Source organism: Pantoea sp. BRR-3P, assembly GCF_039621635.1.
GTDB classification, from domain to species: Bacteria; Pseudomonadota; Gammaproteobacteria; order Enterobacterales; family Enterobacteriaceae; genus Pantoea; species Pantoea floridensis.
Window position 1 is genome coordinate 340,422 of record NZ_CP155066.1, and the last position, 24,444, is coordinate 364,865.

18 protein-coding genes and 3 pseudogenes are annotated in these 24,444 nt (G+C 49.5%); 15 read left to right on the forward strand and 6 right to left on the reverse strand.

The features are described 5' to 3' along the window. Nucleotides 1-349 precede the first annotated feature (349 nt). The 4 genes from AAGR08_RS01705 (at nucleotide 350) to AAGR08_RS01720 (ending at nucleotide 4,428) form a co-directional block, all read left to right on the forward strand. On the forward strand, nucleotides 350-1,051 hold the full coding sequence (locus AAGR08_RS01705; RefSeq protein WP_097095948.1) for a response regulator transcription factor: 702 nt from the start codon (nucleotides 350-352) through the stop codon (nucleotides 1,049-1,051). Nucleotides 1,052-1,222: 171 nt separating this feature from the next. After that, complete coding sequence (gene idnD, locus AAGR08_RS01710) at nucleotides 1,223-2,254, forward strand: L-idonate 5-dehydrogenase (protein ID WP_097095949.1); 1,032 nt, start codon at nucleotides 1,223-1,225, stop codon at nucleotides 2,252-2,254. Between the two features lie 9 nt (nucleotides 2,255-2,263). Further along, a complete protein-coding gene (gene idnO, locus AAGR08_RS01715; protein WP_345828219.1) occupies nucleotides 2,264-3,028 on the forward strand; it encodes a gluconate 5-dehydrogenase in 765 nt (254 codons plus the stop codon). A gap of 80 nt (nucleotides 3,029-3,108) precedes the next feature. Beyond that, nucleotides 3,109-4,428: a gluconate:H+ symporter gene (locus AAGR08_RS01720; RefSeq protein WP_064738443.1), complete on the forward strand. Its 1,320-nt coding sequence runs from the start codon at nucleotides 3,109-3,111 to the stop codon at nucleotides 4,426-4,428. A gap of 29 nt (nucleotides 4,429-4,457) precedes the next feature. Here the strand turns inward: AAGR08_RS01720 and AAGR08_RS01725 are convergent, their stop codons facing one another. Beyond that, nucleotides 4,458-5,177, reverse strand: a complete 720-nt coding sequence (locus tag AAGR08_RS01725; RefSeq protein WP_345828221.1) for a polyphenol oxidase family protein — start codon at nucleotides 5,175-5,177, stop codon at nucleotides 4,458-4,460. 109 nt (nucleotides 5,178-5,286) lie between these two features. Between AAGR08_RS01725 and AAGR08_RS01730 the strand changes: the two genes are divergently transcribed. The 4 genes from AAGR08_RS01730 to AAGR08_RS01745 all read left to right on the forward strand — a co-directional run bounded on the left by AAGR08_RS01730 (nucleotide 5,287) and on the right by AAGR08_RS01745 (nucleotide 10,502). Then, complete coding sequence (locus AAGR08_RS01730) at nucleotides 5,287-6,096, forward strand: 5'-nucleotidase, lipoprotein e(P4) family (RefSeq protein WP_097095952.1); 810 nt, start codon at nucleotides 5,287-5,289, stop codon at nucleotides 6,094-6,096. 580 nt (nucleotides 6,097-6,676) lie between these two features. Continuing rightward, nucleotides 6,677-7,315 carry a carbonic anhydrase gene (locus AAGR08_RS01735; RefSeq protein ID WP_345829834.1) on the forward strand — a complete coding sequence of 213 codons (639 nt, stop codon included), beginning with the start codon at nucleotides 6,677-6,679 and terminating at the stop codon, nucleotides 7,313-7,315. A 2-nt stretch (nucleotides 7,316-7,317) separates the two neighbouring features. Continuing rightward, nucleotides 7,318-8,787: a SulP family inorganic anion transporter gene (locus AAGR08_RS01740; protein ID WP_097097646.1), complete on the forward strand. Its 1,470-nt coding sequence runs from the start codon at nucleotides 7,318-7,320 to the stop codon at nucleotides 8,785-8,787. A 293-nt stretch (nucleotides 8,788-9,080) separates the two neighbouring features. Beyond that, the gene (locus AAGR08_RS01745) at nucleotides 9,081-10,502 is read left to right on the forward strand and encodes a GGDEF domain-containing protein (protein WP_097095954.1); all 1,422 of its coding nucleotides are present in this window, start codon (nucleotides 9,081-9,083) and stop codon (nucleotides 10,500-10,502) included. A gap of 16 nt (nucleotides 10,503-10,518) precedes the next feature. Here the strand turns inward: AAGR08_RS01745 and ddlA are convergent, their stop codons facing one another. Next, entirely contained in the window at nucleotides 10,519-11,613 is a 1,095-nt protein-coding gene (gene ddlA, locus AAGR08_RS01750; RefSeq protein WP_097095955.1) for a D-alanine--D-alanine ligase, read from the reverse strand. A gap of 244 nt (nucleotides 11,614-11,857) precedes the next feature. On the opposite strand from ddlA, the gene AAGR08_RS01755 reads away from it, so the two are divergent. The 4 genes from AAGR08_RS01755 (at nucleotide 11,858) to AAGR08_RS01770 (ending at nucleotide 17,789) form a co-directional block, all read left to right on the forward strand. Further along, entirely contained in the window at nucleotides 11,858-14,119 is a 2,262-nt protein-coding gene (locus AAGR08_RS01755; RefSeq protein WP_345828224.1) for a type I secretion system permease/ATPase, read from the forward strand. Next, entirely contained in the window at nucleotides 14,116-15,357 is a 1,242-nt protein-coding gene (locus tag AAGR08_RS01760) for an HlyD family type I secretion periplasmic adaptor subunit (RefSeq protein ID WP_097095957.1), read from the forward strand. The genes AAGR08_RS01755 and AAGR08_RS01760 overlap by 4 nt, the downstream gene beginning before the upstream one ends. 1 nt (nucleotide 15,358) lies before the next feature. Next, on the forward strand, nucleotides 15,359-16,750 hold the full coding sequence (locus AAGR08_RS01765) for a TolC family protein (protein ID WP_345828225.1): 1,392 nt from the start codon (nucleotides 15,359-15,361) through the stop codon (nucleotides 16,748-16,750). Between the two features lie 334 nt (nucleotides 16,751-17,084). After that, the gene (locus AAGR08_RS01770; protein WP_097095959.1) at nucleotides 17,085-17,789 is read left to right on the forward strand and encodes an MgtC/SapB family protein; all 705 of its coding nucleotides are present in this window, start codon (nucleotides 17,085-17,087) and stop codon (nucleotides 17,787-17,789) included. Between the two features lie 117 nt (nucleotides 17,790-17,906). Here the strand turns inward: AAGR08_RS01770 and AAGR08_RS01775 are convergent, their stop codons facing one another. The 3 genes and pseudogenes from AAGR08_RS01775 to AAGR08_RS01785 form a co-directional block, all read right to left on the reverse strand. Further along, on the reverse strand, nucleotides 17,907-18,755 hold the full coding sequence (locus AAGR08_RS01775; protein ID WP_345828227.1) for a benzoate transporter: 849 nt from the start codon (nucleotides 18,753-18,755) through the stop codon (nucleotides 17,907-17,909). A gap of 354 nt (nucleotides 18,756-19,109) precedes the next feature. Continuing rightward, nucleotides 19,110-19,727 carry a hypothetical protein gene (locus tag AAGR08_RS01780; RefSeq protein ID WP_345828229.1) on the reverse strand — a complete coding sequence of 206 codons (618 nt, stop codon included), beginning with the start codon at nucleotides 19,725-19,727 and terminating at the stop codon, nucleotides 19,110-19,112. Between the two features lie 37 nt (nucleotides 19,728-19,764). After that, nucleotides 19,765-20,229 (reverse strand): annotated as a pseudogene (locus AAGR08_RS01785) (tyrosine-type recombinase/integrase); the annotation flags it as partial. A gap of 68 nt (nucleotides 20,230-20,297) precedes the next feature. On the opposite strand from AAGR08_RS01785, the gene AAGR08_RS01790 reads away from it, so the two are divergent. After that, a complete protein-coding gene (locus AAGR08_RS01790; RefSeq protein WP_345828231.1) occupies nucleotides 20,298-20,555 on the forward strand; it encodes a hypothetical protein in 258 nt (85 codons plus the stop codon). Between the two features lie 262 nt (nucleotides 20,556-20,817). Continuing rightward, the gene (locus tag AAGR08_RS01795) at nucleotides 20,818-23,160 is read left to right on the forward strand and encodes an AAA family ATPase (RefSeq protein WP_345828232.1); all 2,343 of its coding nucleotides are present in this window, start codon (nucleotides 20,818-20,820) and stop codon (nucleotides 23,158-23,160) included. 56 nt (nucleotides 23,161-23,216) lie between these two features. Here AAGR08_RS01795 and AAGR08_RS01800 read toward each other — a convergent pair. Beyond that, nucleotides 23,217-24,038, reverse strand: a pseudogene (locus tag AAGR08_RS01800) (phage portal protein); the annotation flags it as partial. A gap of 134 nt (nucleotides 24,039-24,172) precedes the next feature. On the opposite strand from AAGR08_RS01800, the pseudogene AAGR08_RS01805 reads away from it, so the two are divergent. Next, a pseudogene (locus tag AAGR08_RS01805) lies at nucleotides 24,173-24,391 on the forward strand (ogr/Delta-like zinc finger family protein). Nucleotides 24,392-24,444: the final 53 nt, after the last annotated feature.

The following is a 24,444-nucleotide window of genomic DNA, read 5'->3' on the forward strand; positions in this document are numbered from 1 at the left end:
TTTTTCTTTCCCTGCGCATCATTACCAGACGGAATGCGCAATATCATAACGCGCTAATACTTTACGTGTTTTTTTACTTGCCATTAATTAATGCACAGGAAGCTAAAGTGATGAGTCAGAAACCCGTAAGGTGATTACTTAACTTATTAAATTGGTTACCTTCATCATGCCTTTTTGAGACGATTCTTGTGTGGTCTTCTGGATGAGTTACGTCAGACTTTTCGCATTTTTACGTGAGCAGGTAATAAAAAGCTATGACGGTTTTGATTTATAAATCTCACCCGCTCATCTGAAATAAGGAGGTAGTCAGAATTGGACAAAGTTAATGCAGTAATAAAGGAACGAATAAATGGTATATGCACATAATAAACAGGTGCGTGTCGCTGTCCTTGATGACCACCCAATGGTCCGTACTGTTTTCGAGTTATGTTTAAAACATGAGCCCGACATTCAACTAGTGGGCGCCTGGGCTTCGAGTAATGAGCTCTTTAATCAGTTAAAAAGTACCGTTGTTGATGTGTTGGTACTGGATTTTCTCTTGGGCGAGCGGGAACTGGATGGTCTGGCGTTAGTTAAGCAACTGCGTAATCACTATCCTCAGCAAAAGATTTTGATCTCCTCTTCAATGGAAAGTCCAGCCATTATCAAAATGGTGTTGAGCGCAGGCGTAAAAGGTTTTATCGGCAAGAGCCACAATATGCCGGAGATTGTTCATGCGATTCGTCAGGTCGCGCTGGGACGATTGTTTTTATCTAAGGAAGTGGCTTACGAAGTCGAAAATCTTTATGTAATGAGTGAAGACGCGCTGGATACTAGCCTCGAAACGTGTAGCAAAGGCAATATTTATGAACGGGTTAAGACCCTCAGCCCACGCGAAATGGAAGTGGTACGCTGTTTTCTTGATGGCCTCAGCGTGTCGCAAATCGCGGTAAAATTTAAACGCAGTCGTAAAACCGTCAGCGGGCAAAAACAATCTGCGCTGAAAAAACTCGGTTTGCGCTCAGATTCAGAGCTATTCAAGTACAGCCAGGATCTGTTGTCAGGTTACTGATTTTCTCGCCGGGCGGCACTCCATGACCGCCTTTTCCCACTTTCACTGCGTGTACATCACGTTCTCGGTAACAGCTCTGCCGTAACATGTTTTACAGTGATCTTTATCACAGTTCTAACCCGCAGAACCCGGTCTGATGACCCCCATTGTTACAGCACTTAGGGGGATGTTATGGATATTGAAACGCAATCCTGCGTGATCACCGGAAAAAAACAAGTCAGCGTGGCACAGCAGCAGGTGAAATGGGACGGAAAGGGCACGCTGGTACGCATTACGCGCGGCGGCATTTGCGGCTCCGATCTGCATTACTATCAGGAAGGTAAAGTCGGCAGTTTTGCCATCAAAATGCCGATGGTGCTTGGTCATGAAGTCATTGGCTATGTCGTTGAGAGCGATGATCCGGCATTGCAGCCCAGGCAAAAAGTGGCCGTTAATCCCTCCAGACCCTGCGGCGAATGTAAATATTGCCAGCGCGACCAGAGCAATCAGTGCACCTCAATGCGCTTTTTCGGCAGCGCCATGTATGTTCCACACGTTGACGGCGGTTTTACCCAGTACAAAGTGGTGGATAGCGCGCAATGCGTACCTTTCCCGCAGACGGCGGATGAAACGGTGATGGTGTTTGCCGAGCCGCTGGCGGTATGCATTCATGCGACGCAGCAGGCTGGCGACCTTAGCGGTAAAAACGTGTTTATCTCTGGCGTAGGACCGATTGGCTGCCTGATTGCGGCAGCTGCGAAAGCGCGCGGTGCAGCCTCAATCGTCTGCAGTGATATCAGCGAGCGTTCACTTCAAATGGCGCAACAAATGGGCGCGACGCAGGTCATTCATGCCGCCGAAGGTGATTTCGCACCTTATCTCGCCGATAAAGGTTATTTCGACGTGGCGTTTGAAGCCTCTGGTCATCCTGCCTCGCTGCAGCGTTGCCTGGATGTGGTGTGCGCCAAAGGCACGCTGGTGCAGGTTGGCATGGGCGGCACCATCCCCGATTTCCCGATCATGGCGTTGATTGCCAAAGAGATTAATTTGGTTGGCTCTTTCCGCTTTACCCATGAATTCAACACCGCCGTTGAGTGGCTGGCTAACGGCGTGGTCGATCCATTGCCGCTGTTCAGCGCGGAGTATGCCTTGCAGGACATTGATGCCGCATTGCAGTTTGCCGGCGATAAAACCCGCGCCGCTAAAGTCCAGTTAACCTTTTAAGGAGTTGTGATGAGTCAGTTATTTTCCCTGGAAGGTAAGCGTGTGCTGCTCACCGGTTCGGCGCGTGGCATTGGATTTTTACTGGCGCAAGGCCTGGCGGAAGCCGGTGCCGAAGTGATCATCAATGCCACAACCCGTGAAGGTGCTGAGAAGGGCGCGGCACAGCTGCGTGAGCGCGGACTGCGTGCGCATGCCAAAGCGTTCGACGTGACGCAATCAGCGCAGGTTAAGCAGGCGGTTGAAGAGATTGAAGCCGAGTGGGGTGCAATTGATGTACTGGTAAACAATGCGGGCATCCAGCGCCGTCGCCCCTTCCTCGAATTCCCGGAGCAGGACTGGAATGACGTCATCGCCGTAAACCAGACAGCGGTCTTTCTGGTTTCGCAAACCGTGGCAAAAAAAATGGTGGCGCGTCAGCAGGGTAAAATCATAAACATTGGTTCGATGCAGAGCGAATTAGGACGCGACACCATCACGCCTTATGCCGCCTCAAAAGGGGCGGTCACCATGCTGACGCGCGGAATGTGCGTGGAGTTAGCGCGTCACAACATTCAGGTAAACGCCATCGCGCCGGGTTATTTCGTTACCGAGATGACGCAGGCGCTGGCGGACGATCCCGCCTTTACCGACTGGCTAACCAAGCGTACGCCTGCTGCGCGCTGGGGCAAGCCAGAAGAGCTGATTGGTGCGGCGGTGTTCCTGGCTTCGGGGGCATCAAACTTCGTTAATGGACATCTGCTGTTCGTTGATGGTGGCATGCGCGTCGCCGTGTGATGCCTGGGGCGCGGCTGGCATTATCGCCAGCTCGCGCCTAAACCTTAATCACCCCTCTGTATTCCTAAGGATAATAAAAAATGCCAATCACTATCATTGTGCTGGGTGTGATACTGCTGCTGGTGTTGATGATTGTATTTAAGGTCAACGGCTTCATTGCGTTGGTGTTTGTGTCGGCGGTGGTGGGTATTGCCGAAGGCATGACGCCACTCAATGTGATGGCCTCCATTCAAAAAGGTATCGGTTCGACGCTGGGCGGATTAGCGATGATTCTCGGCTTTGGTGCCATGCTCGGCCGGCTGGTTTCCGATACCGGTGCGGCACAGCGCGTTGCCACCACGCTCATCGCTGCCTTCGGTAAAGAGCGGCTGCAATGGGCGCTGGTGGTCACCGGACTGATTGTCGGTTTAGCCATGTTCTATGAAGTCGGCTTCGTGCTGCTGCTGCCGCTGGTGTTCACCATTGTGGCGGCGGCGGGCTTACCGCTGTTGTACGTCGGCGTGCCGATGGTTGCAGCGTTGTCGGTGACTCACTGCTTCCTGCCGCCACATCCGGGTCCAACGGCGATAGCCACCATCTTTGGCGCCAATCTCGGTACCACCCTGCTGTACGGCATGATCATCACCATTCCGACGGTGATCATTGCCGGGCCGGTGTTCTCCAAATTCCTCAAGAGCTTTGAGAAGTCGCCGCCAGAAGGCCTGTATAACCCGAAAATCTTCACCGAAGAGGAGATGCCGGGCTTCGGTATCAGCATCTTTGCCGCCGTTATTCCGGTGGTGCTGATGGCGATTGCCGCTGTTTTTGAATTGACCACGCCAAAAGAAAACGCGTTGCGCCAGTTCTTCGAGTTCATCGGCAACCCGGCGGTGGCGCTGTTTATTGCGGTGGTGATTGCGGTGCTGACCCTCGGTTTGCGTAATGGCCGGAAGATGGAAGAAGTGATGGATATGTGCGGCGAGTCGATTGCTGCCATCGCCATGATTATCTTTATCATCGCCGGCGGTGGTGCATTCAAACAGGTGTTGGTGGACAGCGGCGTGGGTAACTATATTGCCGATATGATGAAGGGATCGTCACTGTCGCCGCTGTTGATGTGCTGGACGGTGGCCGCCATGCTGCGCGTGGCGCTGGGCTCGGCCACGGTGGCTGCTATCACCACCGCTGGTATCGTCACGCCGATTATCGCTGCGACACATGCCGATCCCGCACTGATGGTGCTGGCTGTGGGCTCCGGCAGTGTTATCGCATCGCACGTTAACGATCCCGGCTTCTGGCTGTTTAAGGGCTACTTCAACCTGAGCGTGGTGGAAACCCTGAAGACCTGGACGGTAATGGAAACGCTGATCTCGATTCTCGGTTTGGCGGGCGTGCTGGCCCTTAATGCAGTGATTCACTGACCGACCGGCTTCACAAGGACGTGAAGCCGCTAGCCGCGGGTACGGATCCACGAGAAGCGCGACTGATAGCCGCTGGCAAAATGGGTGTTATAGCGATAGCTGGATCCCGGCTCCGCCATGCAGTAAGTACAAACCTTCACGACCTCAATATGTTCCGCCTGAATACCGCGCTGTAACAGTAAACTCCGAGCCAGATGTGGCAGATCAAACCAAATCCCTTGCTGCTGCGCACGCGCCTGTGGGCGAATTGCCTGCGCGTTGTGTGGCTGCTGCGTAGACCACTGTAGCGGTGGCAGATCGTTACGATCCCGCATCTGTGTGACAAGATCGTTGCCCAGTTCATAACAGCAGGGACCAATGGCTGGGCCGATAGCGACACGCAGCGTTTCGCGGCTGGCACCCCGTTCCAGCAAACGATCCACGGCGTTATTTAATACGCCACCTAGCGTACCTTTCAGCCCTGCATGCACCGCTGCAACCTGCTGCTGTTGCGGATCGGCAAACAATACCGGTAAACAATCGGCGGTATATACCGCGACCGGCAGATGATGTTCGCCAATCACTCCATCAGATTCACAACTTTTCGGCGGCTGGTTTTGACTCGCCAGCACCACGTTGGCGCTGTGACGCTGCTGACCGTACGCCGCATTGGCCGGAGCCGGTTGGCCCGCCGGCTGGAACGCATATTCCAGCCACGTAAGGCCCTCTAACAGCGCTGAACGTGGACCGCGGTGCAGGTGCTGAACCATAAGTGTCTCCTATAACCTGAATGCCGTATTCTGCTGCCCACAGCTTACGTTAACTGCTACATTTTTAAAGCTTTACAAAACCTGACCATAATCACTTAAGGATGAAATGATGAAAAACACCACCTGGCTGGCCGCGTCTGGCTTCATCGTGCTGGCCCTGGCGGGCTGTGCCCAGCCGTCAAAACAGCAGGCCCAACAGCAGCTCGGCCAGCAATCCGTGCTGGCGGTGAACTGGTTCCAGCAATCCGGCGAATATCAGGCATTGAGCTGGCAAGCATTTAACACCGCGCGCATGGCGTTTGATCAGGCGCCCTCCCTGGCAGGAAAACCGAAAGCGGTGATCGTCGATCTGGATGAAACGATGATCGATAACAGCGCTTATAGCGCGTGGCAGGCGAAAAATGGGCAGCCCTTCTCCGCTAAAACCTGGTCAGCGTGGACCCAGGCGCGCCAGGCTACGGCGGTGCCGGGCGCGGTGGAATTTGCCAATTACGTGAACAGCCATGGCGGCACCATGTTCTATATCTCTAATCGCGATCGGAAGGATTATGCCGCGACCGTTGAGAACCTCACCAGGTTGGGCTTTTCCGGCGTGAACGACAAAACCGTGCGCTTAAGCAGCGGTAATTCTAATAAGCAAGAGCGCTTCGACGCGGTGAAAAATGCGGGTTACAACGTGGTGTTGTATGTGGGTGACAACCTGAACGACTTCGGTGGTGCCACCTGGCATCAGGGGAATGCCCAGCGTCAGCAATTCGTCAGCCTTAACCATCAGCATTTTGGTACGCAATTTATCGTGCTGCCGAATCCACTGTATGGCGATTGGGAAAGCGGTATGGCAGAGAATTACAACAAACTCTCCCCGGAACAGCAGTTACAGGTGCGCGATGCGCGTATGAAAGCCTGGAACGGTAAATAATTCGTCAAGCGAAATAGCGCCTGCTAATGCAGGCGCGTTAACGTCTTTTTTAGATCCACCTTTATTTACTTTTCTGCGAAACTATTATTCTCCTCATTATATTCCTGATCTCTTGCTTAATTATTCGTATGAACTGAGTGAAAAATAGCGCTGAATAAATATAAAAGCAGTGAATCGTTCTAATCATAAATTTTATAATTAGGAATCTTCCCAGCCCGAATGGTTTAAATTTCCCACCCCGGCTAAAGGCTTGCCGCAATTGCGTGTATATTTTTGTAATGGTATTAAGAATATATTAATAAGTTAGATGCTTAATGCTTTGTTGTGCCTCGTTTTTACTTCACGCTCTCTTTTTCCTGATGCTTGCGTAAATTTACTCGCTACATACGTTTGCTGAATTTTATTTTACAAATAGTCTCGATTTGTCATCCATGAAAATATTCATGATGCAACGCCATGCTTAAGCGTCTATAAACAATTTCTGTGAGGAAGTTCTGCTTTCGTCCTCAATTATTCTCCATAGCCGCGTTTAATAGCGACGCTATTTGCCTGAAAGCGATATTTTAAACGTAGAGAGAAGATTATTGTGACGACACTGAAACCCTTATTAGCGAAAAATCGCAGCTGGGCTTTGCAGCGCCGCGAGCGCAATCCCCATTACTTCGAAAAATACCTGCATCAGCAAAAACCACACTCGTTGTGGATTGGCTGTTCAGATAGTCGCGTGCCGGCGGAAGTGCTCACCGGTTCGCACCCGGGCGAACTGTTTGTGCACCGTAATATCGCCAATATGGTGGTACCGGATGACGATAATCTGATGAGTGTTATGCAGTACGCCATTTTCTATCTGGGCGTGCAGCGCATCGTGCTATGTGGCCATTACGGCTGTGGCGGCGTGCAGGCTGCCCTGGGCTTACCTGCCAGCCCGCTGGCCACAGAGAACTCGGCATTGGCGCGGCGTATCGCTGCACTGCGCAGGAGTTTACAGCAAGGGCTGGTGGAGTATCACGCCAGCGATGCCGGAGAAGAGGGTACCAGGCTCAACAGGTTGGTGGAAGCCAATGTGCTGGCACAATATGCGCAGCTCGTGGCCAGCGAGCCGGTTCGGCAGGCGTGGCAAGCCGGACAAGCGTTGGACGTTTTTGGCTGCGTCTACGATTTGCAATCCGGCCATTTGAAAGAGTTAATCCAGCAATCTGCAGAGGAATTTACGCCATGAATCTGAGCACCCTTCGTCAGGATATTCCCGCGGGTTTAGTGGTATTTCTGGTTGCGCTGCCGCTCTGTCTTGGTATCGCGCAAGCCAGCGGACTGCCGCCGTTTGCGGGTTTACTTACCGGCGTAATCGGTGGATTGCTGGTCACTGCGCTCAGCCCATCCCGCTTTGCGGTGAGTGGACCTGCCGCTGGATTAGTCACCATTGTGGTAGCATCCATCGCCACGCTGGGCAGCTTTTCTGCCTTTCTCACCGCGCTGATTTTAGCGGGCGTGCTGCAGTGTGTGTTGGGGGTGTTACGTGCCGGGCGCTTCATCTCATTGGTTCCGGGAAGTGTGATTAAAGGCATGCTGGCAGCGATTGGTATTTTACTGATCATGCAGCAAATCCCTGTGGCCTTTGGCGCAAAGGGTGATGTGGAGCTGATCTCGCTGGTGAATGGCGAGTTTGCGTTCTCAGCCAGTGCAATGCTGGTGGCTGGCACGGGTCTGACTATTTTATGGCTGTGGACCACGCCGCTGATCAAATCAGTTAAAGCGCTGAACTGGATCCCCGGGCCGCTGGTCGCCGTGCTGATAGGTTGTGTCGCGACGGTGTTTGGCGATCGCCTTTTTCCCGCACTGGCCGAAGATTTACCGCGTATTGCGCTGCCCGCATTCGATAGCCTATCCGCGCTGGCGGCAGAGCTTGAAACGCCAGACTGGCAGGCATGGCAAAATTCTTCCGTGTGGATGGTGGCGCTAACGCTGGCATTAGTGGCGAGCCTTGAAACCTTGCTGAGTCAGGAAGCACTGAAAAAGCTGCGCCCACAGCATCCTGCGCCGTCACCGAATAAAGAGATGTTTGCGCAGGGCATTGGTAATCTCACTGCCGGTTTTCTTGGTGCGATGCCCATTACCGCGGTGATTGTGCGTAGCTCGGTGAACGTCAGCTCGGGCGCACAAACCAAGCTCTCCATTCTGATTCATGGTGTGCTGCTGCTGATTTGCGGCCTGTGGTTTAGCCATCTGCTAAACGCCATCCCTCTTGCCAGCCTGGCAGCCGTGTTGCTTTACACCGGTTATAAGCTGGCGACGCCGCGTCTGTTCATTGAACAGATGCGCATGGGCGCGCAGCAATATGTGCCTTTCCTTGCCACCATCGGCGGCATTATCGTATTTGGCATGCTCGCGGGGATTGGGATTGGCATCGCCACCCAGGTCCTTTGCAGCATCTATAAAAGTCATCGTAATGCTTTGCAGCTCACGCGTTATGACGATCACTATGTATTGCGCTTCCAGCAAAACCTCACTTTTATGCATAATCCCAAATTGCAGGGATTACTGGCGGAGATTCCGGAAAATAGCGTAGTGATTGTCGAACACGATAATGCCGAATATATGGATCCGGATGTAAAAGCGGTATTACAGGATTTTGGTGAAAGCGCCCCTGAACGTGGCATTCGGCTAAGCCAGTGGCCCGTTGCGGTTAAATAGCAACAATCCTCGGCGGGAAAGTCATTTTTTCACCCTAAAATCGGATATCTCGGATATCCGATTTTTTTATTTACAGGGCATAATTGCCACAGTTGCATCCTTTTTCTCTGACGTTACCGCAATACCACCTGGCCCCTATCCTGCTTTCATGGCAGATTGAGCGCCATCCAGCCGCAGAGTAGGATGACGAACACTTGCTTAATTACCGAATCATCGCACGGTTATTTCAGGTTTAATGCTTGCTGATGCCCATGGCTGATGGCAGCGATTTCCAGGTTACAGGATTCAGACGTATGCGCGTTATGCTGTTTGAAGAGAATAATTTAAAAAAGAATGCTCTCACGCTGTTCTTCATTACGCTGTTTTTCTGTTTTATCGGTAGCCATTTACGCATCCCCGAAGAGTTTTCACTGTTCTGGCCGGTAAATGCGTTGGTGGCCGGTTTAATGGTGCGTAACCCGTTTTTGCACACCACCTCCAGTTATCTGGTGTGTTTCAGTGCCATGGTCTTTAACGACATGGTATTTTCCGGCTGGGCGTTGCCAGCGTTCACCGTCAATTTCGCCAATATTTTGTTTATTCTCGTGGCGGTCAGCATGCTGATCAAACATCTGCAGCGCCCTTCGGCGCATAGCCAGGTGTTTAATGCCATGCGCATTTTTCCTGCCTGTTTCCTCGGCGCGGCGGCCTGCGCCACCTGGGGTGCCTGGGCGCAGGATGTCGACTTCAACGCGCGCTTTATCGTGGCGTGGGGCGACTGGTTTAGCGAGCAGTTTTCGACTTCACTGATGTTGCTCCCGGTGATGCTGGCGCGCCCGCTGCGCACGGTAGCGCCGCGCACCTTACTGCATCCCGGCAAACTGCTGCCGCTGGCGGCGGTCATTGTGTCGTTGATCGTTGGGGCATTAATTGGTGGTGCCGGCAGCCTGACCTTCCCGGTGCCGGCGCTGATCTGGTGCGCCATTGTGTTGCCGATTCCGCTGACCAGCCTGGTTATTCTGATCACAGGGATCACCGAGATCGTCTTGGTTTCGCATGGCGTTATGAATATTCAGGGCGACGATGCGCTGCTGCCTATTAGCCATCTCACCTCAGCACGCCTTGGCGTTGCCACCGTTGCGATCAGCCCGTTGCTGGTGGCGGTGAGTATGGATGCGATCAGGCAGCTCAATCACCGTCTTTCACTGCGCGCTAATTATGATTTCCTCACCCAATTGCTCTCCCGTTCCGGCCTGTATGAAAGCCTGAAGAATGAACCCTTTTCACTGCAGCGAGAAGCGGGGGTTGTGCTGCTGGATGTCGACTATTTCAAAGCGATTAATGACAACTTCGGCCACGATGCTGGCGATAGTGTGCTGGAGGAAATTGCGCGCCGTATTCAGCAGGTGGTTGGCAATCGTGGTCTGGTGTGTCGTTTTGGCGGCGAAGAATTTGTGGTGGTGGTATTTGACTGCAATCACAGCCAGCTGTATCAGCTGGCCGAAACCGTGCGTCAGGCTATGGTGAAGGAGAAGTTCTGGATTCAGGGCAACACGGTAACGGTGACGGCCAGTTTAGGTCTGGCGCGCGGCAGCGCCCAGAGCGAACGGGAATGGCCGGCGGTTATCAACCGCTTAGTATCGGCAGCGGATAAGAATCTCTACCTCGCCAAGCGCAACGGCCGCAATCAAACCTCACCGGCGACGGAGCCGCGCAATATCATGGACGTGGCCTGAGCCACGTCCATGCCGGTTACACGCTGCTTTTAAGCTGGCTGGTGAGCTGATGGCGCTGCTGCGCCAGCACGATCAGACGCGATATTAAATCGCTGTAGCTCAAGCCTGCTGCCTGCCAGAGCTTCGGATACATGCTGATATTGGTGAAACCCGGTAACGTATTCACCTCATTGACAATAATCTCCCCGGCATCCGTCAGGAACACATCGACGCGCGCCATACCGAAACACTCCAGCGCCTGGAAAGCAGTTATCGCCACTGCGCGAATGGCATCACTTTCTTGATCGCTGATTGCCGCCGGCACCTCCACGTGGGCACCGCTTTCGCTGATGTACTTGGTGTCATACGAGTAGAACGCATCGTGTACCACCACTTCGCCGCACGGACTGGCTTCCGGCGTATCATTACCCAGCACCGCACACTCAATCTCACGACCTTTAATGCCTTGCTCAATCAACACCTTGCGATCGAAAGTAAAGGCGAGATCCAGCGCTGCATCAAACTGTTCCAGGCTATCAACTTTACTCACGCCCACCGACGAGCCCTGGTTAGCGGGTTTGATAAACAGCGGCAGGCCAAAGCGCGCGATCACCGCTTGAGCATCGACCTTGGCGCGCTGTGCCTGCGTAACGCTCAGCCACGGCGCGACATTGAGTCCGGCATCGCGCAACAGACGTTTGGTAAAATCTTTATCCATGCTCACGGCGGAACCCAGTACATCTGAACCGACAAACGGCAGATTAGCCATGCGCAGTAGACCTTGCAGCGAGCCATCTTCACCCAGCGTGCCGTGTACGATGGGGAAAATCACATCCAGCTGTGACAGCGGCTGCGCCTGCTGGCGTGTTATCAGCTGCTGCGAGGCGCTGCCGGGTACCAGCGCGATATTTTCGCCAGACCGATTGAGGGCAATCAACGCCGGATTTTCAGCGTTGAGTAAAAAACCCGACGCATCATTCAGATGCCATTCGCCCTGTTTATCAATCCCCAGTAACACCACTTCATATTTATTCTTATCAATGGCTTCAAGGATATTTTTGGCTGATTGTAACGACACTTCATGTTCGGCCGATTTGCCACCAAATACGATACCTACGCGCTGTTTTGCCATTGCTATTTTCCGATTGCTATCAAGCGAGTCAGTAAGATAACACGCAGATGAGGAGCATCAACAGCCCCCGGTTTTCACCCTGCAAAACGCCATCTTCCCAATGTTAAACAAATCGTTATATCCCTTTGAGACAAGCCTTAGACTTTCTGAAACCTGACATCTGTCAAAATTTTGCCCCTTCAAACAGATGAAACGGTGGGCAATGTGCCCGCCGTTTTTTTGTCAGGTTTACAGGAGTCGGGAAATGGTCGACCAGAAGCAGGATGCTGTGGAGCGGGATGCGCGTTCTGTTGCTCGAATAGAAACCACCGTAGATGACACGCTGTTAAAAAGCGTGGCGTGGATCTGCAAACATTACAACCGTGAAAAAAGTGAAGATGCGCTGGTGGCGGGTTTACCCAAAGCGACATTTCTTAGCCCCTCGCAGGCCATGACTGCGCTGGAAAACGCCGGCATCACGGGCGGCATGGTCGAACGCCGCCTGCAAGAGCTGCCAGAGCCGTTAATGCCGATGATTTTGCTGCGCAAAGGCTACGGCGGCTGCATTGTGCTTTCGCGCCGAATACAGACCAATGCGGAGAATCAACGCGAGCTGCGCTTCCAGCTGGTGATGCCAGATGTCAGCGAAAAAGCCGTGGAGATGACACTCGCGGAGCTCAATGAGATCTATGCCGGCTTTGCCGTGCTGGCCAAACCGGCAGCGGTACTGGACGAGCGCGCCAGTGCCATGCTGCCGGAGGTCAAAGGACATTGGCTGTTTACCACGCTGTGGCGCTATCGCCGCTACTATCGCAGTGCCGCGATCGCCGCGGTATTAATCAATGTGCTGGCACTCTCCAGCATTTTCTTCACCATGAATGTCTACGATCGCGTAGTCCCCAACCAGGCGTTCGTTACGCTGTGGTCGCTGGCGATTGGGGTCACGATTGCGATGATCTTCGAAGCGATAACGCGCTTTGTGCGCGCGCACCTGCTGGATATGGCCGGTAAGAAGGCCGATTTGGTGCTGGGCAGTATGCTGTTTCGTCAGGCTCTGTCGATTCAGATGGAGCATAAGCCGGCATCGTCGGGCACCTTTGCTAACCAGATTCGCGAATATGAATCCGTACGCGATTTTGTGGCCTCAGCAACACTCGCGGCTATCTCCGATTTACCCTTCATCCTGATGTTTGTTGGCGTGATCTTCTTTATTAGCGGTCCGCTGGCCATCATTCCGCTGATGATGATCCCGATGATCATCATCGTCAGCGCTGCGATCCAGTGGCCGCTGGCGCGCATCATGAAAGAGAACTTGCGCGATGCCTCATTGAAGCAGGGCGTGCTGATCGAATCGATCGAGGGCATGGAGACGCTTAAAGCGGTGGGCGGCGAAGCGCATATGCAGCGTCGCTGGGAAAATTTCAGCGCGCTGCAATCAGCCAACGCCATGAAATCTAAACGCTATTCGACGCTGGCAACCGGCGTGGTGACGTTCCTGCAACAGTTTCAGACGGTGATGCTGGTGGTGGCGGGCGTCTATCTGATTAATGCTGGCACGTTCACCATGGGGGCCATGATCGCCACCGTGATGCTAGCCAGCCGCGCAACCGGTCCGCTGGGGCAGGTGGTGGGTCTGGCGGTGCGCTATCAACAGGCGAAAGCCGCGATGATGTCCTTGAACAAATTAATGGAGATGCCTGTCGATCGCGACAGCAGCAAAACCTATCTGACCGATCCCCCTCTGAGCGGTGCGATCTCACTGCGCAATGTGAGCTTCTCTTATCCGGCTCCGCCAATGAAGCCCAATCCAGAGATTTTGCAGGACATCTCGCTGAGCATTAACGCGGGTGAACGCGTCGCCATTCTTGGCCGTATTGGCAGCGGTAAATCTACCTTGTTACGTGTGATGGCGCGGCTTTATCAGCCGATTAAAGGCCAGCTGGCGGCGGATGGCCTGGACGTTAACCAGATCGATCCAGCGGACTGGCGCAAAGCCGTCGGGTTTGTTAGCCAGGATGCGCGTCTGTTTTACGGCACGCTGCGTGAAAATGTGATGATTGGCCGTCCGGATGCCACCGCCAATGAGCTGCTGCGCGTACTAAAACTTACCGGCCTGGATCAGGTGGCTGCGCGCCATCCGAGCGGTATCAACCTGATGGTGGGCGAGGGCGGAGAAGGATTATCCGGCGGGCAGCGACAGCTGGTTTCGCTGGCGCGCACCTTGTTAACGCGTCCCAAAATTGTGCTGATGGATGAGCCAACCAGCGCCATGGATAGCATGACTGAAAATCAGTTTCTTACGCATCTCCGCCACGCCAGCGAAGGACATACGTTGATTGTGGTGACACATCGTCCCTCCATTTTGGCGCTGGTCGATCGCATCATCGTGGTGGAAGAGGGAAAAGTGGTCGCGGACGGTCCCAAAGATCGGGTGCTGGCTACGCTGGAGGGGAAAAATAAAGCGCAGCCGCGCCAGGCGCTAGCGCCTTCCACGCCGGTGGCCGCCGGGCAGGAGGCAGCCGTATGAGCAAGTTGCTACCATGGCGTAACCGCGTCAAGCCTCTGTCTGCTGCTGACGCTGAGTTTATGAACGATGTGCAGGCTTCACTGCTGTCACAAACCACACCCGGTTCCAGGCTGGTGATGTGGCTGATTATTGCGGTGTTAGGTATAGGGCTTCTCTGGGCCAACTTCGCCCGGGTTGAAGAGATTACCAAAGGCGATGGCAAAGTCATCTCGCGCAGCCGCGAACAGGTCATTCAAAGCCTTGAAGGCGGCATTCTGGCGGAGATGAACGTACATGAAGGTTCGGTGGTAAATCGCGGTGATGTATTACTGAAGATCGATCCCACTCGCGCGCAGTCCAGCTACCGCGAAGTCCTGAGTAAAGTGGTGGGTCTGAAGGGCAGCATTGCGCGTTTGCGCGCCGAGGCTTATTCGCTGCCGCTGGCGTTTGATGAGCAGGTGAAGAGCGATCCTGCCATCGTTGCGCAAGAGACCCAGGCCTACGAATCGCGTAAGCGCGCGCTTAATGACAGCATTACCTCGCTGCAGCGTAGTTACGCCTTATCTCTGCGCGAGATTCACCTGGCGGAGCCGCTGGCTGCAAAAGGGCTGTTGTCTGAAGTCGAGCTGCTGCGCATGCAGCGTCAGGCGAATGACATCCAGGCGCAAATCGTTGAGCGTCGCAATCGCTATCAATCTGAAGCGCATGCAGAGCTGACGCGGCTGGAGCTAGAGCTGAGCCAGGTCAGTGAAAACCTGGTGGGGCGCGCCGATGTGGTAGAGCGAACCACCCTGACTGCGCCCGTGCGCGGCACGGTGAAAAATGTGCGCGTTAACACCATCGGCGGCGTGATCCAGCCGGGCGAACACATCCTTGAAATCGTTCCATTGGAAGAACAGCTGCTGGTTGAAGGAAAAATCCGTCCGTCTGACGTGGCATTTCTCCATCCCGGTTTACCGGCCAAGGTGAAGATTACCGCCTACGACTTTGCCATTTACGGCGGGCTTGATGGGCATGTGGAGTACATCAGCCCTGATACGTTGAAAGACGAGCAAAAAGCCGCCAGTGGCCGCCCGGATGATACCTACTATCGCGTTCTGATCCTGACGGATAAAAGCACGCTGCACGCCGGCAATAAAGATCTGCCGATCATTCCAGGCATGATCGCTACCGTCGAGATCCGCACCGGTGAGAAAACCATTCTCGATTATCTGTTGAAGCCAGTTCTGAAGGCTAAAGAAGCATTCCGCGAGCGTTAAAATGATGAAAATAAAGAATACGATGCACCGTGCAATGGTGCGTTACTTCTCCGTGTGCGCGGTTTGTATCGCCGCCTTGTTGACTCCCGCAGTGAATGTGATGGCGGAATCCAGCGATATCTCGCTGGAGGGGGCTCGGGTGAGCCTGAGCGGACCGGAGAATGAAACGGTCGCAGCGAGTGAGCTGCGCCAAAAATTCCTTGCCGCTGCGCGTATTAGCTGGAGCATGAGTCCGACGCTGAAGGCGTATATGGCGCAGGGCGAGGCGGCCGAAGCCAACGTCGAAGATGCGAAGGGGCAGCGTTGGCCGCAGGTGGACGTTACGGCCTCATCAGCCACTAAAGAGTTTGGTAACGGCGTTAAAAACTATCAATATCAGGACAGTACCCCCTCTTTAGGCTTGTCAGTCGCAACCAATTTGTACGATTTTGGCCAAACCCGCAGCACCATTGAAAGCCGTCAGGAACGTGTTACATCTGCGCGGCAAACGGTTCAGGCTCAGCGCGAAGAGCTCGCCATGCAGGTAAGTAATGCATTGATTGAATGGGATAAACAGCAGCACATTATCGCCATCAGCAAGCAATATCTGGCGCGCATGGCAGAACTGACCAAGATGCTCAACGGCATTGTTCAGTTGGATGGGGGCCGCCGCAGTGAACTCACACAGGCAAAAGGGCGGCTACTGCAGGCGCAGAGCTATCTGGAAAACGCGGAATCACGCGCGCGTGACGTAGAGATCACTCTGCATCGTCTATTGGGCGATAGCCGGGTAATTCTGCCGGCCAGCGACAAGTGGGCGCTTCCCTTTGCGGACGTAAATCGCCAGCTTTCGAGTCTGGATGGGCATCCGCTGATCTTGCGCGCCAGCGCTGAAGAACGTGCGGCTTTTAAGGAAGCCGAAGCCATCAAAGCCTCGGGCCTGCCGAAGCTCAACTGGACGGTCAGTAAAAACACGCGTGAAGATCAGTTAGGCCGTCAGCAAGCCTGGCAAACCGGTTTGAACGTTAGCTGGGGTTTATTCCGTGGCGGCTCAACCACCGCACAGGAAATTGCCGCCATTAAGCGTGCCGAAGCGAATCGCGAGCAGGTGCAGGAACAGCGGCGTGAGTTGGAAAACCGCGTGCGGACGGCCAATCAGAACGCACATTCCACCGCAGAACGTGCCGCACTGTATAAAAACCTGATTGTGGAATCCGATCGCATCCGTAAAGACTTTTTTGATCAGTGGTATCACTTAGGTCGTCGTTCATTACTGGATGTGTTGAGTGCAGAAAGCGATCTCTATAACAATCAGGTTAATGAAGTCAGTAACCGTTTCGATAGCTATGCCGCCATTATTAACGGTTATGCCAACGCCGGCACGCTAAGCCACTGGTTGATGACGGGACGCTAAATTAGCCGTGGCGGGCTGGCATTGTCATAACCCAACTTAAACAAAGTGGATTTTGCGGTTGGCAACGCGGCGGCGAGCGCTTTAAAATCGCGGCGAATTTTTACCCAAGAGGATCACGACATTGGACACTTGTCCCGAACGATTACAACAGGCCCTTGCGGTAAGATAGCTATCACGCTGTCTTAACCGCGCGTTAAGACAGCGGACTTCCTTCCAGAATCTCCCTTTCTCATTAGCGTTTTGCTGCTGATCCACAGCGGTAACGGCTCTAGCTGTAATCCAATTATTAACCCCGTTGTTCCGCAGGCAAAAGCACGGCGGAGTGAGGTCTATTATGGATTGGAAAATCTTTTTACTGCGCGTTACCGTCGCGCTGGTGTTGGGCGCATTAATTGGCTGTGAGCGCCAGCTCCGCCAGCGCATGACCGGTTTACGCACTAATGCGTTGGTGAGCACCGGCGCTTGCCTGTTTGTTTTGATGACGCAAAGCGTGCCAGGCATTGCTAGCGATGCCTCACGCGTTGCCGCTTATGTGGTCTCCGGTATCGGCTTCCTGGGCGGCGGCGTGATCATGCGTGATGGCCTAAACATTCGCGGGCTGAATACCGCCGCGACCTTGTGGTGCACCGCCGCGATTGGCGTACTGTGCAGCATGGGATTACTGCTCGAAGCCGCGATTGGCTGCATGGTGATCCTTTGCGCCAATATCCTGTTGCGTGAGTTGGCGCTTGGCATCAATCGCCAAACCATTGTCTCCGCTGCCGAGGCTATCCAGCACTACAAAGTACAAATCATCTGTCTCGCGCAGGATGAAGTACAGGTACGCAGCCTGATGCTGCATACATTGGGCGGCAGCGGTCTGCGCCTGCAATCGCTGCACAGCGAAGACCTGGATCCGCCGCATCGCATGGAAGTCAATGCGGAGGTGATGGGGAATCCCACACTGACCGATCAGCTGGAAAGTCTGGTAAGCCGCATCAGCCTCGAGAAAGGCGTGAGCTCTGTAAGGTGGCAGGTGAGTGAGATGGAGCGCGATTGAATCATTGCACGCCAGTTTATTTTGGATTGAGTAAACAAAAAGCCACCTTGAGCGAGGTGGCTTTTTGATATGATTTTAATATTATTATTTTTTGGTGTTATGAATTATCTAAAACCATTATAGAATAAACTCTTTATATTTATCTTTATTCGAAACCAAATACGCTGGAAACTTGTCATCTGATAGGTTTTGTTTGACGAGATTTCTATCTCTATTCCACAAATCCTTTCCATCGATTAAAGATTTAATGATGTGCTCTTTATTGTTTAAATGCGGCAGATCATATTCGGTATGTGAAATTGACGACATTTTCTCAGAAATTCTTTCTGGTGTCATAATCCATGAAAAGTGCCAGCCAGCATCTTTGATAACCTTGCTACGAAATTTAAACCAATTTCTGGCAATAAAATCGTCAAATAAACCTGATTTTTTGATGTTCCTGAAGATTTCTGGCTTGCTATCAAAATGATCTCGTAAATTGCGCATGCTGGTTGCACGTGGCAGTCTGCATTGACGTGCAGAACCATCAGGATTGAAAACCTGAAGGTTAAATTGATAATTATAAAAAGGCATATGCAGTATTGTACATAGCTGCTTAGGGTTTATTTTCTTAATAATTTCTGGCTTGAATATTTCATCAACATCAGAAATCAAAATAAGATCAGTGTCACCAGCATCTTTTAAACCCCGCATGATTGCATTTCTAGTCGCGGCTTCATTCGCCCATGCATCATATTGGTCTGCGTGTTCCTGCTTAAATATAGGCCGTTCATTAAAGATCACATAAATTATTTTATCTTTAAATTTTTCAAACTTATTAATATCAAAATTTAACTTTTTAGGCTTCCCGGTGAATGTATGGGTTGATTCCACAATCACAAAGCGATCTACGACATCATTAAGAGTATTGAGCCTGATATCTAATAGCATATCTTCATCATAATATAAGAAACAGTCGTAAATCACAGTGCATTCCCTGAGGTGGCCCAACATCTGAAGCTACATGTTTACAAAATGACACATCTGTTGTCTAGTTCTTAATGATTAAGTGAGGGATTACGTACATTTTCCAACGCTTATGATGAAAATCTCGATCGCCGCTGATGCTTAAAAACAAAAAAGCCACCTCATGAAAGGTGGCTTATTGATATGATTTTGAAGGTAAAATTTGGTGGCCCCTGCTGAGTTTGAACCAGTGACTAAGCGATTATGAGTTCCAATTCGAAGCCAGTTAAATCAGTAACTTACTGATTTTAATGTTTTCTTTAGGCCGAATAGTGATGAAAAGTGGCACATAGCGTTGCGCTCTGCTGCCACTTTTCAACTATCGATCATTTTGAGGTTGGATAAATTGGTCAGTGTTATCCTTGGGTGAGGATAACGGCTAACTATGTGACGTGCAACTCCCTCATTTCCCCAAAAATCATTGATTATTAACTGATTTTTAAATAACCCTATCCAATAATCAGGTGCAGTAATTTCATTTTTATTTATTGGGCAAAATATTGAAATGGAAAGTATTCCCCAAACTAGACTTGCAGGAAATACAATTGTCTGTTCTGCTAGAATAACACCCCCTTCTTCGTGGAATGAGAATCCTTTTGATAATGAATCACTATGAACGAGACCACATCTTACTACGTGATACATCAAATCTGAAAAATATGGCTTGAGTATAGGCTTGCCAAATCCGTCAGTTATTGGGAAGTTGTCAAATGTTGTTTCATCAAGGTTTATTCCACCTAGAGACATAAATTCGATCAGCCAAGAATATTCTTTAATGAGACTTTTGAATATTTTATTGCTACTTTTCTTATGTTCGTAGTAGCGTTGGGAAGTGACATCAAGAGCATTACAAGCGTGTTCTAATGCCGCGTAAGTTTCGCCGCGACCCATGTGATCTATTGCGTATTTAACTCTTTCTCCAATTGTTGGCATATTTTCTCCTATTTAAAATGTCCATTTAGAATTCATATTATAAATCCATCTGATTTAATGGGGTGAATAAAATAGCGTATGAAAGAAGATCTGGAGCAAAGTACGTATAATGCATCGCTATCTTAATATCCATGTGCCCCAAAATTCGCTGAAGTACAAGAATATTTTCACCATTCATCATAAAGTGAGATGCGAAAGTGTGATGTAAAACATGTGTCAGCTGCCCAGCAGGTGTCTTAATGCCGGCATGTTGCATTGCCTTTCGAAAGACTGAGTAACAAGGTTTAAGGAGCAACGGTGCTTGCCTGCTAGATGGCGGGCCAGCTAGTAATTTTTCAGTTATCGTCACTGCTCAGTTTTTCTTGCCTTTATTTTTTACATAAATGATCTGACCGGCGCGTATTTGGTTTCCCTTCAAGCTTTAGGCCTCACTCCATCGTGCGCCAGTTGCCAGGCAGATTTTCACACTAGTTGGAAGATCTATAGAACGGCTATTAAAACAACAAATCATGCCAGAAATGCTTACGTGTGGTGATTGCGAATATAACAAGAGCTACGAGGCGTTAGGTTATGGCTAAAAGTCCCGAAAAATTCCAGATCATTTACCGAGGTGAGGCGCTTGCTTACTACAAGCCAGGTGAATGGGTATTTTTCCAACGGCCGAAAGGATATGGCGGGGGCTACTGGCTTGGCAAAACCTACGATTTCGTTTTTATGCTTGAGATTCCGTATCCCATTTCTTTGCGGCAGGGCATGGAGTTTATGGATGAAGCAGAAGGATTTGGTGCCCACAAACCCGCTTTTGTAGACGACTTCAAACTGGAGTGAAGAGTGCATGACTATGCCGCATGAATTTGCATGATCCGAAAAGGGTAGCTTTACCCTCGGCCCGCCAGTTCTGGTGGGCTTTCGTTTATGTCATGCAGGTGATTGAAAACCGCATCATGAAGCGGGCAGGCGTGGCGGGGGTACGAGCTCGCGCGATCACCCTGATTTATTTACAGCTGTATAAATTGTCATCTTGTAAAAAAATGTGTTCTATCTTCTATTACAATTCTTTAATAAGATTAATCTGAATTAGAGGTTTTAGATGATTGAACATTTAGTTATTGACAACGTTGCCTCATATGATGGGCCTCCTCAGCTACTCAAAGATCTATCGACATTTAATTACTTATATGGTGCTAATGGCGCTGGTAAAACTACTATAAGTAAAATAATAAGTAATCCGGACAAATACCCAACATGCCAAATAAAGTGGAAAGATAATAGTAAGCTGATTAGTTATGTATACAATAGAGATTTTGTTGAAAATAATTTTAGTCAAGATAATATCAAAGGCGTATTTACTCTAGGCAATGATGTTAAAATTGATCAAGATGAATTAATAAAGCTAAATGATGAAAAGAAAAAAACGAGAGATTCAATTGTTGCGAAGAGAAAGCTTATTGATGGTGAAGGCGAAGATATTGGTGCATTAAAACAATTAGAAAAAATTGAACGAGAGTTCAAGGATGATTGCTGGAAACAAAAAGTAAAGTATGATGATGTTTTTTCAAAACCTTTCTCAGGACTCAGAAATAGTTCGGAAAAATTCAAAGCAAGAGTTTTGATAGAATATAAATCAAATGCATCAGATGTTCATCCAATAGAAGAACTTACTGATAAGGCACATAAAGTATTTTCAGATGAGCTTACTCATCACCCTATAATTTCATTTCCTAATTTAGACGTAATTACCAGTATATTAAATGAAGATATTTGGCGTGAGAGAGTAGTGGGAAAAAAAGATGTTGGTGTTGCAGACTTAATTGGTTTGCTAAATAATAGTGATTGGGTTAAAAAGGGCTTGGACTATTATAATAAATCAAAACCGCAATGCCCTTTATGTCAGCAAGCAGTTAGCAATGATATATTTGAAAATATAAAGTCTTATTTTGATGAGACTTACGAGTCAAAAAAGAATGATGTTAATGAGCTGGCTCAGCGATATGAACTTCAACTTTCAGTTATTCAGAGGTTAATATCTGACATTAAGTCCTATAAGTCACCTTTTGTGAATTATGATGTTTTTGATGATAAAGCCAATCTTTTTTTATCGGCGCTATTTGCAAATTTTGATTTGGTAAAGAAAAAACAAGTCCAGTTGAGCGAGGTTGTCATCTTTAAAGATATAAGTGGGGTCGTCGATGACTTTATTTTATTTTTGAATGATGTTAATAAAGCCATTAAGGAAAATAATGATATTTATAATAACAAGAAGGTTGAGTCTGATAACCTCTCAAAGAATTTTTGGGCGTATTTGATTAAAGTTGAATTAAAGAGTGTAATAGATAAATACACGTCGGAGATCTCAAGATTAGAAAAGAAAATCAATGGTCTCAATATTGGTTTAGGCAAGGATAATGAAAGGTTAGATGAATTATCACTGAAGATTGAGCAAATAGAATCGAATCAAACCAGTATTATTCCAACAGTCCATAAGATTAATGATATATTGAATTCTTATGGTTTCAAAAATTTCTATCTTAAGCCTGCTGAAGATAAAGTTCATTACATAATTGTTAGAGATACTGGTGACCATGCTCGAACAACTCTGAGTGAGGGTGAAAAAACATTCATCACATTCTTGTATTATTATAGTCTTGTCAGGGGAAGTGATAGCGCCACGGGAGTTCTGAATGATAGGGTCGTTGTTTTTGATGACCCTATTTCAAGCTTAGATAGTGATATATTATTTATCGTTAGTTCATTAATAAAAGATCTAATGGATGATGTTCGTAATAAAACTGGTAGTATTAAGCAGATTATTTTCTTAACTCATAATATTTACTTTCACAAAGAGTTGACGTTCAACCCGGACAGGAAAGGTAATCGGGCCATGAATGAAGAGACTTTTTGGGTTGTTAGAAAGAAAGGCAAAACTTCATATCTAGAAAATTGCGAATTTAATCCTATAAAAACGTCATATGATCTCCTTTGGAGTGAGTTAAGGCGAGATGAAGTAAACAATAATACCATACAGAATACGATGCGAAGAATTCTGGAGAACTACTATAAAATTTTGGGAGGCATGGATATTCGCAAGTTAGAATGTAACTTTATTGGAACTGAAAAAGTTATATTTAGATCATTGGTTTCATGGATTAATGATGGATCCCATTTTTCAGGTGATGATCTATATATGAATTTGGATGAAATATCCGTCGAAAAAAATATGATTGTTTTTCAAAAAATATTTGAAAAGAGTGAACATACAGCTCACTTTAAGATGATGATGGGAGATTTTTATAAACCCTTGGCAATTGAAGGTAACATTACCCTTCAGGGCGAGGTGGAGGTTGAAGAGAGCGCAAATGATGAGTATGTTAAAAATGCTAATGTAGCAGTTGATGAAATTTCTTTTTCTTCAAAAGGCGAAGTGCCATTCTAAGGACATAATAAGATGCCAGTAACGAGTAATTGTTACTGGCTGCACATTTTTCGATCTTAATTCAGGTTGTATGGCTTAAATTGTATAATGTTTAATCCAATCCACTTATTTAATTCTTCGAGTCTTTTCTGCAATGGAATTAACTCATTACGCACAAATACTTTGCTAGCCTTTTCAACATCCCCAACCCCCTCAACATTACTCGGCATAATCCCCATAATCTGCTGTGGCACGCGGTGCGCGGCCATCATGTCGTCACGGCTCACGTTTTTGATGTTCAGAAACTCATCCTTAGCCGCCACTTCTGACAGCGGGATGATCTGAATCCCGTCCTTCTTCCCGTTCGGTGAGTACATGAACAGGTTGCGAAAGTTGCCCGGCCCCTTAGCGCTTTTCATTGCCTGGCGGATGTTATTCACGTCTTCCTGATTCTGCGCGGCGTCGGTCATGTACATGATGAAACCGGCGTGGCTGCCGTTAAGTTAGTATTTGCGGCGGAACAGCGTTGCCGACTCGTTTAGCAGGGTGGACGGGATCGCCGAAAGATACTCCGGCAGGCCGTAAACCTCCTGATTTAAGTCCGGCTCCATCAGGTGAAATACGCTGCCTTTGGTAAACTCATAGGGCTGCGTGTTCATGCCGTGTTGCACAAACCAGTAAGTGTCTAAATCTGTGCCGCATCGCGTGAATTTTGCCAGTGCTGGCTAAAGTCCCAGCACGTCGACGAGCTTGTTGGTGCGCTTCTCCAGAAAGGCGTTGCCAAACACCAGATAGTCCTGCACGAAGCGGCTAAACGCCTGCTGGCTCAGCAGCGGATGAGGGATGAAGGTACTGGTCAGAATGTTCCGCTTCACGTTGATATGCGAGCTGTGATGTACCACGACGCTGAAAGCGGCTATACAACCAGTATTGAACTTGAAGTGAAAATAGATCCATTTAAAATAGAATGGTGTCAACTCAAAGTGGTTATTTTGAGTAATATTTATCTCCATCGGGTTTTGGAGACGACATTATGATGAATTGCCCTTAGTACGGGAATGCAGCACATACCTGCAGCAGCTTTCAGGTATCAGAAACAACCAAAGAACGTTATAACCAGTGCCAGAATACTAATTTCAACTGCACATTTAAATCTCATGAAACAATTTCTGAGATCATTGTTAAATCGGGCAGCGTCAAACCTGTTCCGCCGCATACGGGAAGAAATCAGCAGCAACCATTGTGGTTATGATTAATGGCGGGATGTAACCCCGCCAGCGGCTCCAAGACATGTTTTTATTACTA

Bases quoted from the DNA above. Each gene is read 5' to 3' on its own strand.
- AAGR08_RS01770 (WP_097095959.1), top strand. From the start codon at position 17,085: ATGGATTGGAAAATCTTTTTACTGCGCGTTACCGTCGCGCTGGTGTTG.
- AAGR08_RS01725 (WP_345828221.1), bottom strand. From the start codon at position 5,177: ATGGTTCAGCACCTGCACCGCGGTCCACGTTCAGCGCTGTTAGAGGGC.
- AAGR08_RS01745 (WP_097095954.1), top strand. From the start codon at position 9,081: ATGCGCGTTATGCTGTTTGAAGAGAATAATTTAAAAAAGAATGCTCTC.
- AAGR08_RS01755 (WP_345828224.1), top strand. From the start codon at position 11,858: ATGGTCGACCAGAAGCAGGATGCTGTGGAGCGGGATGCGCGTTCTGTT.
- idnO (WP_345828219.1), top strand. From the start codon at position 2,264: ATGAGTCAGTTATTTTCCCTGGAAGGTAAGCGTGTGCTGCTCACCGGT.
- AAGR08_RS01760 (WP_097095957.1), top strand. From the start codon at position 14,116: ATGAGCAAGTTGCTACCATGGCGTAACCGCGTCAAGCCTCTGTCTGCT.
- AAGR08_RS01780 (WP_345828229.1), bottom strand. From the start codon at position 19,727: ATGCCAACAATTGGAGAAAGAGTTAAATACGCAATAGATCACATGGGT.
- AAGR08_RS01790 (WP_345828231.1), top strand. From the start codon at position 20,298: ATGGCTAAAAGTCCCGAAAAATTCCAGATCATTTACCGAGGTGAGGCG.
- AAGR08_RS01720 (WP_064738443.1), top strand. From the start codon at position 3,109: ATGCCAATCACTATCATTGTGCTGGGTGTGATACTGCTGCTGGTGTTG.
- AAGR08_RS01765 (WP_345828225.1), top strand. From the start codon at position 15,359: ATGATGAAAATAAAGAATACGATGCACCGTGCAATGGTGCGTTACTTC.
- idnD (WP_097095949.1), top strand. From the start codon at position 1,223: ATGGATATTGAAACGCAATCCTGCGTGATCACCGGAAAAAAACAAGTC.
- ddlA (WP_097095955.1), bottom strand. From the start codon at position 11,613: ATGGCAAAACAGCGCGTAGGTATCGTATTTGGTGGCAAATCGGCCGAA.
- AAGR08_RS01705 (WP_097095948.1), top strand. From the start codon at position 350: ATGGTATATGCACATAATAAACAGGTGCGTGTCGCTGTCCTTGATGAC.
- AAGR08_RS01730 (WP_097095952.1), top strand. From the start codon at position 5,287: ATGAAAAACACCACCTGGCTGGCCGCGTCTGGCTTCATCGTGCTGGCC.
- AAGR08_RS01795 (WP_345828232.1), top strand. From the start codon at position 20,818: ATGATTGAACATTTAGTTATTGACAACGTTGCCTCATATGATGGGCCT.